Raw genomic sequence first — 17,174 nt, forward strand, 5'->3', positions numbered from 1 at the left:
CGCCCGGGACTCGGTGGGCAGGGCAGGGGTTCCTCTCTGAGGCCGAGCGCATGAGCGTTCGATGGTGCGAACGAACACTCTAGTGCCGAGTGATGGCATGTCCATCACGGTTTCGTCCCGGTCTCGTACGAGTGGGGGTGTTCCGGCCGAACGCCGGGGGTGACCGGGTGCCGACGGTGACGGAACCGGCCGTCGGCCGCGCGCGGTACCGGCCGGGACCCGGCGGCGGGAGAAGCGGCAGAAGAAGAGGGGCCGACCCGGGCAAAGCGGTCAGCCCCTCCTCGTACCACCTGGTCGCGGCCCGGGGCCGCCCGGCGGTCAGCGGACGAACGAGATCTCCGGGTACGTCTTGCTCGGCCCGTTCAGCAGAGACTGGGACTTGTGCCGCAGCTCCTGGTCGAAGAAGGCCGCGAGATAGGTGCTCTGCACCGTGAACGCGCGTTTCGGGTCGATCGTGCCGTACTGCTGCTGCAGCTGGGACTGGGAGAGCCCGAGCAGGGGCGCCTCCTGACGCACCATCCACTCGTTGTCGCTGAACGACAGGTGCGCCGCGCCATGGAGCTGGATGTCCAGCCGGTAGCCCTTGAGGTGCGACCAGAGCGTGCGCCAGGAACTGTCGTTGCTGCGGTTGTGGGTGCCGGAGCTGAAGAGCAGGAACGGGCGGTCCAGGTTCTTGCTCGGGGCCGAGCCGAAGAACTGGCCGTCCAGGTTGGCACCCGCCGCGATCCGGTGGTCGAGCTGCATGGCGGTGTCGACCGCCGCGCCGCCCAGCGACCAGCCGAACATGCCGATGTGGGACATGTCGACGGCCTTCGTCAGCCCGGTGGGCAGCGTGGCGTGCCCGGCGTCCGGGTTGCCGCCCTTGCTGAGCACGCCGAGCTGGTCGATGACGTACTTGATGTCGGCCGCGCGCACGTTGAGGGTGTCGGAGGAGTGCGCGGTGGACGGCATCGTGTTGACCTCGACCCGGTTGCCCGGGAACTGCACCTCGTTGGCGTCGTGGGTGTGGTCGACGGTGACGACGAGGTAGCCGCGGCTGGCGAGGTCCTGGACGAGCGCGGTGCCCTGCGCCCGGTCGGAGTGCAGCCCGGTCGAGTACAGCAGGACGGGCAGCTTGCCGAGCTTGGTGTCGACCGGCGCGAGGACGTGCCCGGCGGTCGTCGGCAGCGTCACCTGCTGCGGTGACAGGCCGCGCGAGGCGAGGAAGTGGGCGCCCGAGAGCGACGACATCCACGGCGCCTGGTAGTGCCCCGACGGCGCGGAGGTCGGGTAGAAGAGCGAGATCATCAGCTCGCGGGGCTTCTTGCCGGGCACGTACGGGTCGGTGCGGGACTTGTCGACCAGGTGCAGCCCGACCATGCCCACGCTGTGACTCCCGGACGGCGCGGGAACGCTGAGCTTGAGCCCGGACGCCCGTATCGAGCCGCGCGGCGTGGCCGACGGTGCGAGCGCCTTGTGCCGCGTCGACGGCTCGTCGTTCTCCGGCGCCCAGGGCGCCTTGCCGTCGGGCGCGGCCGCGCCGGCCACGTCCTTGCCGTGCGTCGCCCCGGCGGCCATCGCCGGCGGCGTCCCCGCGCCCAGGACGACGGCGAGCGCGCTCGCCGTACCGACCGCCCCGGCGATCACTCTGCGACGGCGGCGAGGGTGGCGGAATTTCATGGAACCCCCTAGTGGCTCAGCGATCGCGGAACAGGCGATCGACTGCCGCACACCGTATCGCCGTTCCCTGTACGCGGAACCGCCGCACCCTCCCTGGGTCCACACGCCCAGGCCCTGGGCGCGCGACGAGGACGGCTCCCGCGCCGTGAACCGTGAGACCGGTGCCGCGGGCCGCCGGTCCCCGGAGCCGTTGCCGTTCCCGATCAGCCCGCCGAGGATGCCTCCTCGACGAGCACCGTCCGCCTGTACGGGAGCGACGGCCCGGTAGGTCCCGCCGGGCTCCGCCCACACCTGACGCCTGCACCCGGGCACCCGGGCACCCGGGCACCCGGGCACCCACAAGACCACGGCCGTCGGCGCGGCACTTTCCGCACACCGGGTCCGTGAGATCCAGGCGGTTCGGAGACGTCCAGGTCAGCGCCACAAGCCACCGGCCGGGGTCTCTCCCGTGGTCACCCGCGCCCCTCCAGGTCCGCCCGCACGATCTTGCCCCGGCGCCGCTCATCCGCACCCCAGTCGGCGGCCAGCGCCGCCACGAGGAGCAGGCCGCGCCCACCCTCTTCGCTGTCGTCCGCCTCGCGCTCCACCGGCCGCACCTGGGAGAGGTCCGCGACACCGACACGCACCCGCGCGGTGCCGGGGCGGTCGATGACGACCCGGGTGGACTCCCGCCGGGCGTGCTGCACAGCATCCGCCACCAGCTCGGACACGATCAGCGCCCTGTCCTCGGCCAATGCGTCCAGCCCCCAGACAGCACAGGCGGTACGAACCAAGCGCCGGGCGGCGGCTGCGGGGGCCGCCAGCACACGGCCGTAGCCCTTCCTGGTCAGCTCGGCATGGATCTCCCGAAGCCTCGTTGATTGCTGCGGCACCGGATAAGGGCCCCCGGGGACGGGCACGGATGGCTTGACCGGTTTGGGACCACGCCCATCGGGCCATTGCAGCGGTGCAGGACACCAGCCCGCGTCAGCACGACCGTCACCCGTCGGCCGTGCCTGCCAGACCCGAGCCGGAACCCCACAACGCATGCTCGACCACGCCGCCACAGCCGCGAGGTCATCGGCGTGGTCGCCGATCTCGAAAAGGCCGACACCACCCGCGTCGCCGAGACCGCCCGTGATGACGTCCAAGACGTGTTCTTGGGAGGTCAGGGCGCATGGAGGCCGGTCATCGGGCAATGCGCCAATGGTGACACGCATTCTGATCGTCTTCCTGACTCTGACCGCCGCGATCGCGAGCGCCGCGGTGGCCGTCGGAAGGTCGCCCTACTGGTGGTTCGCGGCCCTTCCGCTGATGTTCCTGGGCGTGCTGGGCGGGTGGGATCTGGTGCAGCGCCGGCATTCGGTGCTGCGCAACTATCCCGTTCTGGGCCATGCCCGCTTTCTCTTGGAGCGTCTGCGCCCGGAGCTCCAGCAGTACTTCATCGAGCGGAACTTCGACGGGCGCCCCTTCGACCGGGATGTGCGCAGCATCGTCTACGAGCGTGCCAAGGGTACGGACGCGGAGGAGCCGTTCGGTACCGAGCGCGATGTGTACCGGCCGGGTCATGAGTTCCTGGTGCCGTCGATGGCGCCGTGCCCGGTGCCGACGACCCCGCCGCGGGTGCGGATCGGCGGGCCGGACTGCGGTCGGCCGTACGAGATGGCGCTGCTGAACGTGTCGGCGATGAGTTTCGGTTCGTTGTCGGCCAACGCGGTCCTGGCGCTGGGCGGTGGTGCCGCGGCGGGGGGTTTCGCCCAGGACACCGGTGAGGGCGGGCTGTCGGAGTACCACCTGCGTCCGGGGGGCGACCTGGTGTGGGAGATCGGTACCGGGTACTTCGGCTGCCGTACCCGGGACGGGGACTTCGACGCGGCGCAGTTCGCAGAGAAGGCGGCGCACGACCAGGTCAGGTGCGTGTCCCTGAAGCTGTCCCAGGGGGCGAAGCCCGGCATCGGGGGCGTGCTGCCGGGGGCCAAGGTGAACGCGGAGATCGCCCGGGTCCGGGGCGTGCCCGAGGGGCGTACGGTCGTCTCCCCGCCGTACCACCGGGTGTTCTCCACCCCGCGCGAACTCGTCCGCTTCATCGCCCGCATGCGTGAGCTGTCCGGTGGCAAACCCGCCGGGTTCAAGCTGTGCGTGGGCTCACGCCGGCAGTTCCTCGCGGTGTGCAGGGCCATGCTGGAGGAGGGCACCGCACCCGACTTCATCGTGGTGGACGGCGCGGAAGGCGGAACGGGCGCGGCACCGCTGGAGTTCGCCGACCATATGGGCACCCCGCTCACCGAGGGCCTGCTCACGGTGCACAACGCCCTCGTGGGGGCGGGCCTGCGCGACCGGATCAGGATCGGGGCGAGCGGCAAGGTCGCCACCGGCAGCGATCTCCTCAAACGCATGGTCCAGGGCGCCGATTACGCCAACGCCGCCCGGGCGATGATGTTCGCCGTCGGCTGCATCCAGGCACAGCGCTGCCACACCAACACCTGCCCCACCGGCATCACCACCCAGGACCCCCACCGCGCCCGCGCCCTGGACGTCACCGACAAGGCCCCACGCGTCCACCGCTTCCAGGAAGCGACCGTGGCCAGCGCGATGCAACTCATGGCCTCCATGGGCGTCACCCATCCCGCCGACCTGCGCCCCCACATGCTCCACCGCCGCATCGACCCCCACACCGAACGCTCCTACGAAGAACTGTACGAGTGGCTCGAACCCGGGCAACTGCTCGCCGAGCCACCACAGTCCTGGGCGGCCGACTGGCAGGCCGCCGACCCCGACCGTTTCACCGTCTGATCCGGAGGATCCACATGTCCCGTACCGTTGCCCGCGTCATCGTGGACGCGCTGAGCGAACTCGGTGTGCGCCAGGTGTTCGGCGTCGTGGGAGACGCCCTCAATCCCGTGACCGACGCCATCCGCGAAACCGAGAACCTGGAATGGGTGGGCTGCCGGCACGAGGAGGCGGCGGCCTTCGCCGCGAGCGCCCAGTCCCAGCTCACCGGAACCCTCGGCGTGTGCATGGGCACCGTCGGACCCGGTTCCGTCCACCTCCTCAACGGGCTGTACGACGCCGCCAAGAGCCACGCCCCGGTCCTCGCCATCGCCGGCCAGGTACCGCTCGCCGAACTCGGCAGCGACTACTTCCAGGAGGTCGACAACGACGCCCTCTTCAGCGACGTGGCCGTCTTCCGCGCCACCATCACCTCGCCCGACCAGCTGCCGCAGATGCTGGAGACGGCGGTGCGTACCGCGCTGGGCCGCAAGGGCGTCGCCGTCCTCACCGTGCCGGGTGACCTGGGCGAGCGGGAGCTGACCGCCGACCGCCCCGCCCGGTTCTCCCTGAACCCCCCGTTGAGCCGTCCCGACGACGAGGCCGTCCGCCACGCCGCCGAACTCCTCGACGGCTCCGAGCGGATCACGATGCTCGTCGGACAGGGCGCCCGCGCCGCCCGCGCCGACGTCCTCGCCCTCGCCGACCGGCTGGCCGCGCCGATGGTGCTCACGCTGAAGGCCAAGGCCGGTTTCGAGGGCGACACCAACCCCTTCCAGGTCGGCCAGACCGGCCTGATCGGCAACCCCGCCGCCGCCTCCGCCCTCCAGGACGCGGACACCCTGCTCCTGCTCGGCACCGACTTCCCCTACCGGGACTGGTATCCCGAGGGCCGCAAGGTGATCCAGGTCGACACCGAGGCCACGCACATCGGACGCCGGGTGCCGGTCGACATCGGACTCGTCGGCGACACCGGCGCCACCGTACGGGACCTGCTGGAGCGCCTCGACACCCCGCCGGCCGGCTCCGACGGCGCCCGCGACCGCTCCCACCTGGAGAAGGCGCGCAAGCGTTTCGACCAATGGCGCGCCGGCCAGGCCCGGCTCGCCGACCCCGGTCACGACAAGGGCGTCGTGGGCCGGATCCGGTCCGCGCTGGACAACCGCAGCCACGACATCCGCCCCGAGGCGCTCGCCGCCGTGGTCGACCGGGTCGCCGCCGACGACGCCGTCTTCACCTCCGACACCGGCATGGCCACGGTGTGGCTCTCCCGCTTCGTCGAGATGCGTGGCGAACGCCGCCTCATCGGCTCCTACAACCTCGGCTCGATGGCCAACGCCATGCCGCAGGCGCTCGGCGCACAGATCCTGGACCGCGAACGGCAGGTCGTGGCCTTCTGCGGCGACGGCGGACTGAGCATGCTGCTCGGCGACCTCATGACCCTGAAGACCTACCGGCTCCCGGTCAAGCTGGTCGTCTTCGACAATCGTCGGCTGGGCATGGTGAAGCTCGAACAGGAGCAGGTCGGCCTGCCCGAGTTCGGCACCGTCCTCGACAATCCCGACTTCGCCGCCGTCGCCGAGGCCATGGGCATCACCGGTATCCGCGTGACCGACCCGGGCGACCTGGACGCCGCGGTGCGCCGGGCGTTCAGCACCTCGGGGCCGGTGCTGCTCGACGTCCTGACCAACCCCGACGAGATCGCCGTTCCGGCCAAGCCGACCGTCGAGCAGGGCTGGGGGTTCGCGGTGGCCAAAGTGAAGGAGGTCGTACGGAGCCACGGGGACGGCGGCGGGCACTGAGCGCTTCAGGTCTCCCGCAGGGAAAGCCGTCGGCGACCGTTGAGGGTCTCGCCGACGGCAGCCCCGGCGCAGGCATACCCCGGATGGCGGCATCAGGCGTTTGCCGATCCGCTTCACGGACAGACGGAGCTTCCCGAGAGGGAAACCGGGATGCGCGGGCATCCCTCGACAAGCATCCGCGGAGGACAGGCATGACCGAGAACATGTGGGACTACACACCGACGGCCGGCCACACCCCTGACGCCGATCTCACCGGCTACACGGTGGAGGCCACGGACGGACACATCGGCAAGGTCGACAAGCACTCCAACGACGTCGGATCGCAGTACATCGTCGTCGACACCGGTGTGTGGATCTTCGGCAAGGAGGTCCTGCTCCCGGCCGCGACGATCACCCTCATCGACCACGAGGCGAGGACCGTCAGTGTCGCCCGCTCCAAGGAGCAGATCAAGAGCGCGCCGGAGTTCGACAAGGACAAGCACCTGGGCGACCCCGCCTACCGGGACCAGATCAGTGGCTACTACGGAGCCGGCGGCCCCGGGCACTGACCCGTCCGGCGCCCGTCGCACCGTACTTCGCCCGCACGGTCGCTGATCCCCGCGACCTGCGGTCCACCGCACGGCCTTCGTCGCCGTCGAGCGGCAGAGCGACGGGCCCGCCCCAGCCAGACGGGGCCGCCCCGGACGGGTTCGCCGCGGATGGAGGGGTTCGCCCCGGACAAGTTCGTGATCTGAGGACTCCGCCCGGGGTCCGGTGCCGATGCCGGCGCGGTGGGCGGCGGGGGGCGTGGGGCGGCGCGTCACCGCCGCCCCACGCCGCCCGCCGCCCAGCCCGGTCTGGGCAGGGCCCCCGCGCCCGCACCCCCGAGGAGGTCCTGGCGCCCACACATGGGATCCCCGCCGCACGCCCGGGTATCCTCCCGGCCCTCTGGCACGGCACCTACCGCTTCGGCAACCCCCGAATGGTTTCGGGAATCGACCGCTAAGCAGCGCCAGCACACCCGACCAGGGACCGCGCGCCGCCCGAGGGGCCGTGCGTGCCGCCCGGGGGGCCGTGCGTGCCACCCGCCACCGAGATCCCACCGCTGCGAGGGTGCATCGACTCCCCTGGCTATGATGGCTGGTCGTGTCCACATCATTGCCAGCCCATCAGGGAACGGCCTCTGCGGCGCTGACCCGCCTCAGTGTGAACGTCGCACACCGCGTCGGTTTGCCCCGCGGCGAGTTCGGACACCTGCTGGGTCTGGCCCCCGAGCACCTCGGTGACGACCTGTGCCGTCCCCCGGCCGCCACCATCAACCGCATCGCGGAACTCACAGTGGCGCACGCGCCCTGGACGGACGTCTCCCAGCTGCTGGCGCAACAGTCGACCGTCGGTGCCCTCGGGGTGTGGGACTACCTGATCACCTGCGCGGCCACGCCGCTGGAAGGCATCAAGGACGCCGCTGCCTCGTTCGCCGTGGTCGCCGACCCAGCCACCGAGACGCTCACCGTCACCGAAGACGGCGACCATGTCACCATCGGCCACCTCAACCACGCCGACCTGGCGAACCAGGCGGCCTGCGCCATCCGCGGCTTCGCACTCGGCCTGTACCGGCAGCGCCTGAGCCAGGCCGCAGGACGCCCCGTCATCCCCCTCCGCGTCACCCTCACCACGCAGGCGCCCCGCCGGCACGACACCCTGACCGAGCTCTACGGCACCCGCGCCATCGACTTCGAAGCCCCCGCCAGCTCGCTCACCTTCCTGGCCTCCGACCTCGAAACCCCCAACCCGCTCACCCAGCCCGGTCTGCCTCGCGTCCTGCGGCAGGTGGCCGAGCAGCAACTCACCACCGCCACCCCCCTGTACGACTGGCTGCACCTGTTCCGTAGGACCCTGTCCTTTGCCCACGCCGAGGGAGCCCCGACCCTGGCCGCCGTCGCACAACGCATGACCATCAGCACCCGCACCCTCCAGCGCCGCCTCGAAGATCACGGGACCACCTGGAACACGGAGCTCGAAGCTCTGCGCCGCACGCAGATCACACACCTGCTCCAGAAGACCGACTACGGTGTCGACGCGATAGCCGCCCGTACCGGCTACAAAGACGGACGCTCCCTGCGGCGCGCTGTACACCGCTGGTACGGCACCACCCCCTCCGCTCTGCGCGGCACGAACTCGTCGTCATCCAGCGGTTGACCAGCCGGCCTGCCCTCGACCTGGCGGTCGGCCCGCAAGTGCGGGCGGCCGTCAGCCGGGGCACGGTCAGCCGATGACGGGAGGTCGTGGGCGGTGACGCAGAGCGCGATTCCGATGGCGTCTGTGAGTAGTGCGGGTACGCCTGAGGGGTCGGGTGCCCTGCTTTACCGGCCGTCCCCGTCGCCGGGGTGCCGTAGCTGATGGTGCAGTCTTTGCCGAGGCGGTGGTGCTGTCACGGAGGCAGACGATGTGGTTCGCGCAGTCGTACATGCCGACGCCGTCGGTGCCGATGCCGTCCGAGTCACCCGGGACCGGCCTCGTCCCGGCGCCCCCGAAGACGAAGTCCTTCTCGTTCGGGCCGGTGGTGCGCGAATTGCGCAGGTGGAAGTTGTGGTCGGCAGGGTCCCACATCCCTGTCCCCGCGGTCGAGTTGAGTAGTCGGCCAGCCCTCGATGTTCGAGTTGTTGATGTTGGCGGCGGTGGGGTCGCTGGGATTGGACTCCGCGTAGCAGGTGAAGTCGCCGTTGGCCTTGTCGGTCCACTTGTTGAAAACGCCCGGTCCGAGCCGCCGCGTCGAGCACGGCCCGGCCGCATCCCTCGGGAAGTCCCCCAGCGCCGGGTGACCCAGGAAACGGCCGAGTCCACCCGGCCCCCCCGGGGGCCCGGCCATCGCCGAAGTGATGGAGCGGCAGACCGCCCGCAACGAGCACGGATTGCCGATTTCCAGGACCTTGAATCCGCCGCGAGAGTCTCACCTGCCTGATTTTATTTCCAGTTCTGGTAATTTCCGCCGTTGCACGGCTGGGCGTAGACGTTACCGCTGGAATTGCTGTCCAGGCAGTAGCCGCTTTGCCGGTTCACCAGATTCCATGTTTTACCGTTCCACTTCTCGTACCACTGCTCGTAGTAGTTAGCGGTACCGCAGGACTCGATGTAGACGGAGTTTCCATAGGCGGTGAGGCATCTGCCCCCCGACTTCTCGGTCCAGGCGCCGTCGGGATTCTCCAGGTTGCTCTGCGAGTCGATCCAGTTGGTGTTCTGATTGTTACCGGTGAAGCAGTTAAGGCCCGCGCCGGCATCCGTGTCGACCGTGTGATAGTCATAGGAATACGTTCGGAGGCAGCCGCCCGTGGCGGCATCCTGCCAACTGACCCTGGAGTCAGCGTGCGCGGACGTAGAGACCGCCAGAACGAGGGCAGGTACGGCCGCCACCGTCATGACCGCACGGCCTATGCGCTTCTTCGACATGTAAGTTCTCCCCGTATTCTTCAATTTGAACGACGCCCGACCAGAAATCCGACCGGGTCATGCCTACCCAGCCCCGACCAGTTGGTCCGGGCTCAGTACCAAACCTGGTACTGAGCACCGTTGCACGGGAGTGTCTAAACCCGCCCGGAACTGTTAGCGTCGAGGCACTGGCTCGACCAGCGGTTGACGAGGTTGAATCCGTTTCCGACCCAGCACTCCTGCCACTGCCCATTCCAGTTCGCGTGCGGAGTGATACAGGGCTCCATGTATGCCTGGCCCTGCCCATTCGCGGCCAAGCACTCACGGCTGTTTCCCGTGGGCTTCTCCGTCCAGAAGGCACGGGTCTGGGCCTATACGTTGTTCTGTGAATCGTCCCAGAAAATGTTGTTGTAGTTGTTGACGCACCATGGTGAGTCCGGCTGCGTACCGAGGTAGAAGCCGCTCGTGGATGGGTCAGTCCACGACAGACAGCGGCCAGTGGCGCGGTTGGTCCAAAGCGATCGGGGGGAGAGACCGCCGAGGCGGAGGCGATCGAGCCCGATTACGGCCGGATCGGCCCGCAGCATGCCCACGGCCCCGGGCGTAGCGCCGTGTGTCCGATTCTGTGACGGTTGATCGGATGTTCTGGACCGTGGCATATGCAGATCGCCTCGCTTTGCCGCCGGACCAGGCCGCGCTTTCTGGCCTTGCGGAAATGGCGCCAGGAGCGCGCCCTCCGGGCCATCGGCAGGACGGCTGCGAGCGTTGCTCATGACGTCACGCGGGCGGCCTTCAAATCCACTTGTTCTCCTTCAGAGTTCATCGGCCTTCAGGCGTCGGCTCTTCTCCCGAGGAGAGCCGCACTTCTAGACGGTAAGGACCGGGAGGTCGTCGAGCCAGGGACCAAAGACGCCATCCAGGGGACCACGTGCGACAGGACGACTGTCGAAGGATGGCCTCGAAGTCGGCGAGGATGCCGCCGCCGGAAGCTCACATGCGCGCTCGGTGACCAGCGCGCCGATCGCGGCTTCGAGGCCCATTGGCTCATGCCCGTCCCGGCGACACCGTACGGATCAGCCGCGGCTTCGCCTTTGCTTTCTGGCCGCCGCCGTCGGTGCGAGCCGCCTCCAACGCGGCCGCCAGCGCGATCCGGGCTCGGGTCGACGCCGGACACCACGCTGCCCCTCATGCCTGCCCCCCCACGGGATGTAACCGAGGTCCAGGTCCAAGTCCCGCGAGCGCAGGGCGGTCCGGTTGAGGGGCGGTTTCCTTCAATGTGATCGTCCGTGGAGCCGTGCATGGGGGCTGGTGGAGCGCTCAGGCGTTCCAGCCCGCGTTCCAGGCTGCTTGCGGCTGCCCTGGTCAACGGGTGCTTCCGTGTTCCAGCGTCCCGAAGTACCTGGATATTGTGGCGGCGCGGACGGGGTGCCCGGCAGGCTCGGATCGTCCAGGTGCCGTCCCGCCGCTCTGGCGCGGGGCGGCACCGAGGGTTCGGATCAAGGGAGATGTGCATGCGGCGTCTTGCCACCACACTCGGAGTACTCGGCGCGAGTGTTGCGCTCACGCTCGGTGCGACTCAGTCGGCCTCGGCCGCGAACGGAGTTCTGATCTTCAACGGTGGCCGCTGGGAGAACCCCACCGGCTGCCACGCGAGCAACTGGCCGGGCGACCCCGCCACGATCGTCAACGCCACCGACAGCATCGCCTACGTGTACTCGGACCTGGCCTGCAAGGACCTCGTCGACATTCTGCTGCCGACCTACGTCCGTACGGTGCCGCACGCCTGGTCGGTCGCCTTCTACTAGGAGCCGACACTCACGGCAGTACTGCTCGGCCCGCTGCCGTACGCGAGCCTGGCGTACGGCAGCGGGCCCGCCTCGCCGCCATCGAGGTGCACAAGGCCCTGCTGGAAGGACGACGGCTCCCCCGGCCCCGGTCTCGCTGCCCGGAGTGCGGAGCCACCTGGTACGCCGGACCAACGCTTCGACGTCCGTGAATTTCCCGCTGGTTCCCCTTGCTTTCCGGGTGGCCGGAGTGCTGGCATCCGGCAACGTGCGGGATTACACTCCGAGTTGTCGCATGACGACCCCGACTCATCGTGCATCCGGAGGCCGGGACGTCCCGAGATCACCGGTAACTCCGGGCCCTCAGGCCCGCATCGGCCCGGACCTGACCCATGGTCGGGCTCAAGATTTCATCACCACGGCCTCGCCAGAAAATGATGAAGGCGGCCAGATCGATCAGCGCGCATTCAAGCCGACGGAGAGAACACCGATACCGGCCGCGGCAGGCAACGAGGACATACGAGAAGTGCGGTGACCGCCTGTCCCGCTTTTCCGCGGCGGAGTGCCCATGGACGGAAAGAGTAAGACGACTCCGGAATACAGCGTCGTCCGAGGCGGTGTGCTTGATCCCTACGAGGAGAAGGTCGTCCGCACCTACGAGGACGACCCGGCGGACTGGCACAAGGTGCTCGGCGAACACCTGCTCTTCGAGTGGGGCGTCTACAACCACCCGGATTCCCCTCGCCCCGTGTCGCTCGACGAAGCCGGCATACGGTTCTTCGAACGACAGCTCGAACTGGCCGGGCTCACGGCAACCAGCCGTCCCCCGCTGCGCCGGATTCTCGACCTCGGGTGCGGCTGGGGTTACATCATGCGGGACCTCGCCGACCGGTTCCCCGAGTGCCCGCTGATCGACGGCATCAACATCAGCCCCCAGCAACTCGACTACTGCGCCCGGTACCTGGCCGGCCACCGGCTCACCGACCGTACCCGGCTCTACCTGTGCAATGGCCGGGACGTGGACCTGATCTCCGACCGGGGCCACCCTTACGACCTGGTCGTCGCCCGTGGGGTCTTCACCCACTTCCCGCGCGACACCTACGAGACATGCCTGGCCGCGCTGGCCCGCCGGACCGCTCCCGGCGGACTGCTGGTCATCTCGGACACACTGTTCAAGTCCCCGGAGGGCTACGAGTCCGCGATCCCCGACGAGGTAGACCGGCTGGCCTGCGGCAATCGCAAGAGCCCGGCGTACTTCGCCGGCACCATCGAGGGCGCGGGCTTCACGATCGAGGACATGCGGGTGCTGCCCTCCAACACCGACGTGGCGCACTGGTTTCTCGAAACCCGCAGCAACATCGAGACCTGGTTTCCCGACGGCGTCACCGGGGCGCTGGAGGATCTACGGGTCACCGCCCTGAACATGTCCGTGGCCCTGCTGACCGATCAGGTCTCCGCCTACAGCGTGGTCGCACGCCGGGACGAACGCTGAACCGATGCTCCCACGGAAGGTGGTGGCTTCTCACGTGGGGGACCGGAACTCTCCGCCGATCTTCGGCGACGACTTCGCCCGTGATCCGTACCGGCCCCTGGCGGCCTTACGCGCACGGGCCCCCGCGCACAAGGTGCTCACGCCCGACGGCACCGGCCTGTGGATCACCACGGGGTACCAGGACACGCGGGCGGTGCTCGACGATCCGACGATGGGCAAGGACGCCGACGGCCTCCGGGCAGCCCTCAAGCGGCCGGGAACGGTGCACGAGATCGACCGGATGATCGCGTTCACCGATCCGCCGGAGCACACCCGGCTGCGTCGGCTGATCGTCAGTGCGTTCACCACGGCGAGGGTCGCGGCGCTGCGCCCGCGCATCGAAAGCGTCGCCGAGCGCCTCGTTCACCGCATGCGCCGGGCCGACGGCCCGGCAGACCTCATCGCGGACTTCGCGGTTCCGCTGCCGTTCACGGTCATCTGCGAGCTGCTCGGCGTGCCGAACGAGGACCGGCCGGGTTTCCGGGCGGCGTGGTCCCGGTTGCGGTCGGCCGCTTCCGGAACCACGGCCCACACCGCCGCGGCCAACAAAATGGCCGAGGTTCTCTCCCGGATCGTCCGTGCCAAGCGCGGCGAGGGCACCGACGATCTGCTGGCCGCGCTCGTCAACGCTCCCGGCGACGGGGAACGGCTCACCAGAACCGAACTGGTCGCCATGGCCTACGCGTTACTGGTCGCCGGCCACGAAACCACGGCGAATCTGATCGGCAACGGCACGTTGTGCCTGCTGACCCACCCCCAGCAGTACGACCTGATCCGGACCGACGCCGGGCTCGTCCCCGGCGCGGTGCACGAACTCCTCCGCTACGAGAGCCCGGTGTACCTGGCGACACACCGGTTCACCACCGTGCCGGTCCAGCTCGGCCACGTCACCGTCCCGGCGGGCGAAGTCGTCCTCGCGGGGCTCGGGCCGGCCAACCGGGATCCGCGGCGGTTCCCCGACCCGGACCGGCTCGACATCACCAGGACCGGCGGCGGGCACCTCTCCTTCGGGCACGGCATCCACCGCTGCCTCGGCGCCCCGCTCGCCCTGCTCGAAGCCGAGGTGGCCCTCACCGTGCTGCCCGCACTGCGCCTGGCGGTCCCTCCCGACCGGCTGGACTGGCACACCACCACCGTCTTCCGCGGGCTGAACCACCTCCCGGTCACCCTCGCGACCTGAAGGGAGCACCACCGTGCAGGACACGCCCGCCGCGATCCCGGTCGTCCCGATCAGCGGGCCGACCCCGGATCCCTACCAGGCCGCCGTCGAACGCGTCTACCAAGACCCGCCGGACCGGTGGCGGCCGGTCATCGGGGAGGCGATGTGGTTCCAGTTCGGCGTCTACGACCGGGGGACGAGCCTCGACGAGGCAGGTGCGCGGCACTTCGAGATCCAGCTCGACCTCGCCGGGATCGAGCCTCCCCGTCGCGTTCTCGAACTCGGCCCCGGCTGGGGCACGGCGACCTCGTACCTCGCCACCCGGTTCCCAAACTGCCCGCGGCTCGACATCGTCAACGTCAGCCGGCCGCAGCTGGACCACGCGGCCCGGCGGCTCGCTCGGGCCGGCTTGGCCGGCCGGGTCAACCTGTACCTGTGCGCTGCGCGGGACGTCGACCGGCTGCCCGACCCCGGCGAGCACTACGACCTGGTCCTCCTGCGCGGCGCCATCGTCCACCTCAGCCCGGAGATCCTGGAGGAGACCCTCGCCGGCCTCGCGCGCCGGATGAGCCCGGGCGGCACGGTGGTGATTTCCGAGCACACCTACGCCGATCTCGATCGGTACCGCTCCGCGATACCCGATCCGGACGACCGGCTCGCCAGCGGACACCGCAAGACCGTCACCGACCTCACCCGAGCGCTCGACCGTCACGGCTTCGTGCTCCGCGACCTGCGGCAGCTTCCCTCGGTCGGCGACTCTATCCGCTGGCTGACCGACATAGGTGCGAACGTGGCGCGGCACTATCCCGGCGCGGATCGCCCCAGGGTCTTCGCCGAACTCGCCGACCACGCCCGGAACTGGAGCTCCGCACTGCGCACCGGCCAGGTCGCCGTCTCCAGCCTGATCGCCACGCTCGGACCCGCGACCAGGTCCGATCAGTCGCGCCGGACCAGGGCGGTCATGCCGTCCTTCGGCACCACGGTGCACCTGCCCCCGGTCGAGTTGACGCTTCCGGTCCTGCGGCACCCCGGCGGCGACGAGGCCGAGCGCCGCACCCGGATCGCGGACCAGCCGTACCTCGAAGCGCACTACGGGAACGCCGGGGCGGTCGCCGCCTTCGCCGCACACCGGGTTCCCGTTCTCGCCAGCCTCTGCTGGCCGCATGCCGAGGGCGACCGGATCTTCCACCTCCAGCGCGCCCTGGAACACATCGCCATGCTCGACGACGAATTCGCACGGCCGGACGTGCTGGACAACGACGACCAGTGTGCCGTGCTGCGCGAGGACCACCTGAACGTGCTCGACGGCGCCGCGCCGCGCGCCGGAGCCCCTTTGGCGAAGCTGTTCTCCGAGGTGCTCGCTTCCGTGCTGGCCGATGTCCGCCCGGCGGCCGGGGCGCGGCTCGTCGCGGCCGTCCGGAAACAGATCGAGAACCTGGCCGCCCGGCCGGCACGCCAGGTGGACGCGCTCAGTCTCGATCAGTACCTGGTATTGCGCCGAGTCGACTTCTTTCTCGACTGGATGGCCGCCTTGACCGAATACGCCCTCGGCATCGACATGAGCGGCGGACCGGCCGGGCATCCGGACCTCACGGCGCTGCGGGACACGGCTTTCGACCTCACGGTCCTGTTCGGTGATCTCTACTCCCTGCGCAAGGAGGCGGCCGAACGGGATCCCCTCAACGCGGTCTGGCTCGTCATGCGCGACGAGCACCTGGATCTGCAGGAGGCCGTCGACGCGCTCGCGGGCAGGTGCGAGGTGCTGCAGCGCCACCTTGTCGGGATCCGCGATCGAATTCTCGGGTCGGCGCTGGGCGAGCACGCCGCCGTGCGGCGTTACGTACCGGAGATCGTGCACCTGCACACCGGAATCTGCGAGTTCCATCGAGTGAGCAAGCGCTACCAGGGGCTGGGCTTTTCCGGATCCCGCTTCGACTCCGGCGACCTGACGATCGAGCCGTACCGCACTCCGGCCTCCATCGCCGACCAGGAGCGACGACACCGACCCTTCGATTCCTGAAGGCGCCGACGAGTGCTCACGCCGGGCCGGTGCGGGGCCCGGGGCGGCGGCCGCCGCGGCGGGGCCGGCCTTCACGGCGCGGGCGCCAGGACGTGCAGGGCGCGCACGTTCGCCTCCGGCACCGCCAGTTGATCGCGGCGATGAGCTTCGGGGCGCTCCAGCGCAGCTTCGTGCCGACGGCCGGGACGTCGGGAAACGACGTCCCGGCGGCCGGTGTCCTCGTCGAAGCCGGCAGCCTGGACCCGCCCGGCGAGTTCGGGGACGGCTGCGGCGAGGATGGCGTCAACCGGGCGCGGATGCTGCCGCCGGTGGCCGGGGCGGTCATGCCGTGCTTTTTCCGGGCCGTCTCAAGAAGTCGTTCGAACGGCGACGTGAGACCGGGACGGCTGACGTGTCTGGAGGTGCGCGGTTCCCGTGCGCTCACGGCAGCCGCCCCGGCATGCGTATCCCTCTACCCGCGTTCGTGTATTTCACAGGAGCCCTGCGAAAACATTTGACGTGAACCGTTGGCGGCGTCCGGGTCAGCCGGTAACGGCTTCCGATCCACGACATGCATCCGCGGGCCCCGCCCCCGGGTGGGGGTGGGGCCCGCAGTGATGCTCCTACCGACTGTCGGCAGTCGGCAGTCGGCTTTACCAGCGATACCAGCGCGCGCTGCCGCCCTTGGGCCGGGCCACGAACCCGACGAGCCACACGACGAGCACGATGACGGCGATCCACCACAGGGCCTTGAGTGCGAATCCGGCACCGAAGAGGATCAGAGCGAGCAGAAGAACGAGAAGCAGGGGAACCATGATTATCAACCTCCGGGCCACCTTGTGCCCGGCATCTCCCCCTCCAATCCCGGGTTACCGACCGCATTACTACATCCGGTCGCCCACGAGGTTGACCGTCGCAGTGACACGGGTCTGCTCCGGGCGGCCCTTCGTCGCCCATGCGGATGAGTCCGGGCACTCCATGAGCTGGTTCGAGGTTTTGCTGGAGGGACTCGACGATGCCGGGCGCGACCGCGTGGCCGCGCATGTTCACCGGCACACGCGGAGGACGCATCTCCACCGCAGTCCTA

13 protein-coding genes are annotated in these 17,174 nt (G+C 69.6%); 9 read left to right on the forward strand and 4 right to left on the reverse strand.

From position 1 onward, the window contains the following. Positions 1 to 318: 318 nt before the first annotated feature. Together QHG49_RS05245 and QHG49_RS05250 are read right to left on the reverse strand one after the other, a co-directional pair. Positions 319 to 1,659 carry a hydrolase gene (locus QHG49_RS05245; RefSeq protein WP_301487394.1) on the reverse strand — a complete coding sequence of 447 codons (1,341 nt, stop codon included), beginning with the start codon at positions 1,657 to 1,659 and terminating at the stop codon, positions 319 to 321. Between the two features lie 452 nt (positions 1,660 to 2,111). Further along, on the reverse strand, positions 2,112 to 2,531 hold the full coding sequence (locus QHG49_RS05250) for an ATP-binding protein (protein WP_370530426.1): 420 nt from the start codon (positions 2,529 to 2,531) through the stop codon (positions 2,112 to 2,114). Positions 2,532 to 2,847: 316 nt separating this feature from the next. On the opposite strand from QHG49_RS05250, the gene QHG49_RS05255 reads away from it, so the two are divergent. The 4 genes from QHG49_RS05255 to QHG49_RS05270 all read left to right on the forward strand — a co-directional run bounded on the left by QHG49_RS05255 (position 2,848) and on the right by QHG49_RS05270 (position 8,387). Further along, positions 2,848 to 4,431 (forward strand): FMN-binding glutamate synthase family protein, encoded by a 1,584-nt coding sequence (locus QHG49_RS05255; protein ID WP_301492704.1) that lies wholly within the window; start codon positions 2,848 to 2,850, stop codon positions 4,429 to 4,431. Positions 4,432 to 4,445: 14 nt separating this feature from the next. Beyond that, positions 4,446 to 6,209 carry a thiamine pyrophosphate-dependent enzyme gene (locus tag QHG49_RS05260; protein WP_301487396.1) on the forward strand — a complete coding sequence of 588 codons (1,764 nt, stop codon included), beginning with the start codon at positions 4,446 to 4,448 and terminating at the stop codon, positions 6,207 to 6,209. A gap of 191 nt (positions 6,210 to 6,400) precedes the next feature. Next, complete coding sequence (locus QHG49_RS05265; RefSeq protein ID WP_159706727.1) at positions 6,401 to 6,757, forward strand: PRC-barrel domain-containing protein; 357 nt, start codon at positions 6,401 to 6,403, stop codon at positions 6,755 to 6,757. A 637-nt stretch (positions 6,758 to 7,394) separates the two neighbouring features. Continuing rightward, positions 7,395 to 8,387 carry an AraC family transcriptional regulator gene (locus QHG49_RS05270; RefSeq protein WP_301487398.1) on the forward strand — a complete coding sequence of 331 codons (993 nt, stop codon included), beginning with the start codon at positions 7,395 to 7,397 and terminating at the stop codon, positions 8,385 to 8,387. A 765-nt stretch (positions 8,388 to 9,152) separates the two neighbouring features. On the opposite strand, the gene QHG49_RS05275 is transcribed toward QHG49_RS05270, so the two are convergent. After that, complete coding sequence (locus QHG49_RS05275) at positions 9,153 to 9,635, reverse strand: ricin-type beta-trefoil lectin domain protein (RefSeq protein WP_301487399.1); 483 nt, start codon at positions 9,633 to 9,635, stop codon at positions 9,153 to 9,155. Between the two features lie 1,490 nt (positions 9,636 to 11,125). On the opposite strand from QHG49_RS05275, the gene QHG49_RS05280 reads away from it, so the two are divergent. From QHG49_RS05280 to QHG49_RS05300, 5 genes are all read left to right on the forward strand, one after another. Then, on the forward strand, positions 11,126 to 11,419 hold the full coding sequence (locus QHG49_RS05280) for a hypothetical protein (RefSeq protein ID WP_159706721.1): 294 nt from the start codon (positions 11,126 to 11,128) through the stop codon (positions 11,417 to 11,419). Positions 11,420 to 11,966: 547 nt separating this feature from the next. Continuing rightward, entirely contained in the window at positions 11,967 to 12,890 is a 924-nt protein-coding gene (locus QHG49_RS05285) for a cyclopropane-fatty-acyl-phospholipid synthase family protein (RefSeq protein WP_301487403.1), read from the forward strand. Positions 12,891 to 12,924: 34 nt separating this feature from the next. Beyond that, the gene (locus QHG49_RS05290; protein WP_201300714.1) at positions 12,925 to 14,109 is read left to right on the forward strand and encodes a cytochrome P450; all 1,185 of its coding nucleotides are present in this window, start codon (positions 12,925 to 12,927) and stop codon (positions 14,107 to 14,109) included. 13 nt (positions 14,110 to 14,122) lie between these two features. After that, complete coding sequence (locus QHG49_RS05295) at positions 14,123 to 16,108, forward strand: methyltransferase domain-containing protein (RefSeq protein WP_301487407.1); 1,986 nt, start codon at positions 14,123 to 14,125, stop codon at positions 16,106 to 16,108. Between the two features lie 92 nt (positions 16,109 to 16,200). Next, complete coding sequence (locus QHG49_RS05300; protein ID WP_301487409.1) at positions 16,201 to 16,605, forward strand: hypothetical protein; 405 nt, start codon at positions 16,201 to 16,203, stop codon at positions 16,603 to 16,605. A 135-nt stretch (positions 16,606 to 16,740) separates the two neighbouring features. On the opposite strand, the gene QHG49_RS05305 is transcribed toward QHG49_RS05300, so the two are convergent. Continuing rightward, a complete protein-coding gene (locus QHG49_RS05305; protein ID WP_093680146.1) occupies positions 16,741 to 16,902 on the reverse strand; it encodes a hydrophobic protein in 162 nt (53 codons plus the stop codon). Between the last annotated feature and the right edge of the window lie 272 nt (positions 16,903 to 17,174).

Origin of the sequence: Streptomyces sp. WP-1, from assembly GCF_030450125.1 — a bacterium.
GTDB classification, from domain to species: domain Bacteria; phylum Actinomycetota; class Actinomycetes; order Streptomycetales; family Streptomycetaceae; genus Streptomyces; species Streptomyces incarnatus.

Excerpts from the sequence above, each read along its gene's own strand:
- QHG49_RS05245 (WP_301487394.1), bottom strand. The coding sequence starts at position 1,659 with ATGAAATTCCGCCACCCTCGCCGCCGTCGCAGAGTGATCGCCGGGGCG.
- QHG49_RS05260 (WP_301487396.1), top strand. The coding sequence starts at position 4,446 with ATGTCCCGTACCGTTGCCCGCGTCATCGTGGACGCGCTGAGCGAACTC.
- QHG49_RS05265 (WP_159706727.1), top strand. The coding sequence starts at position 6,401 with ATGACCGAGAACATGTGGGACTACACACCGACGGCCGGCCACACCCCT.
- QHG49_RS05275 (WP_301487399.1), bottom strand. The coding sequence starts at position 9,635 with ATGTCGAAGAAGCGCATAGGCCGTGCGGTCATGACGGTGGCGGCCGTA.
- QHG49_RS05280 (WP_159706721.1), top strand. The coding sequence starts at position 11,126 with ATGCGGCGTCTTGCCACCACACTCGGAGTACTCGGCGCGAGTGTTGCG.
- QHG49_RS05285 (WP_301487403.1), top strand. The coding sequence starts at position 11,967 with ATGGACGGAAAGAGTAAGACGACTCCGGAATACAGCGTCGTCCGAGGC.
- QHG49_RS05305 (WP_093680146.1), bottom strand. The coding sequence starts at position 16,902 with ATGGTTCCCCTGCTTCTCGTTCTTCTGCTCGCTCTGATCCTCTTCGGT.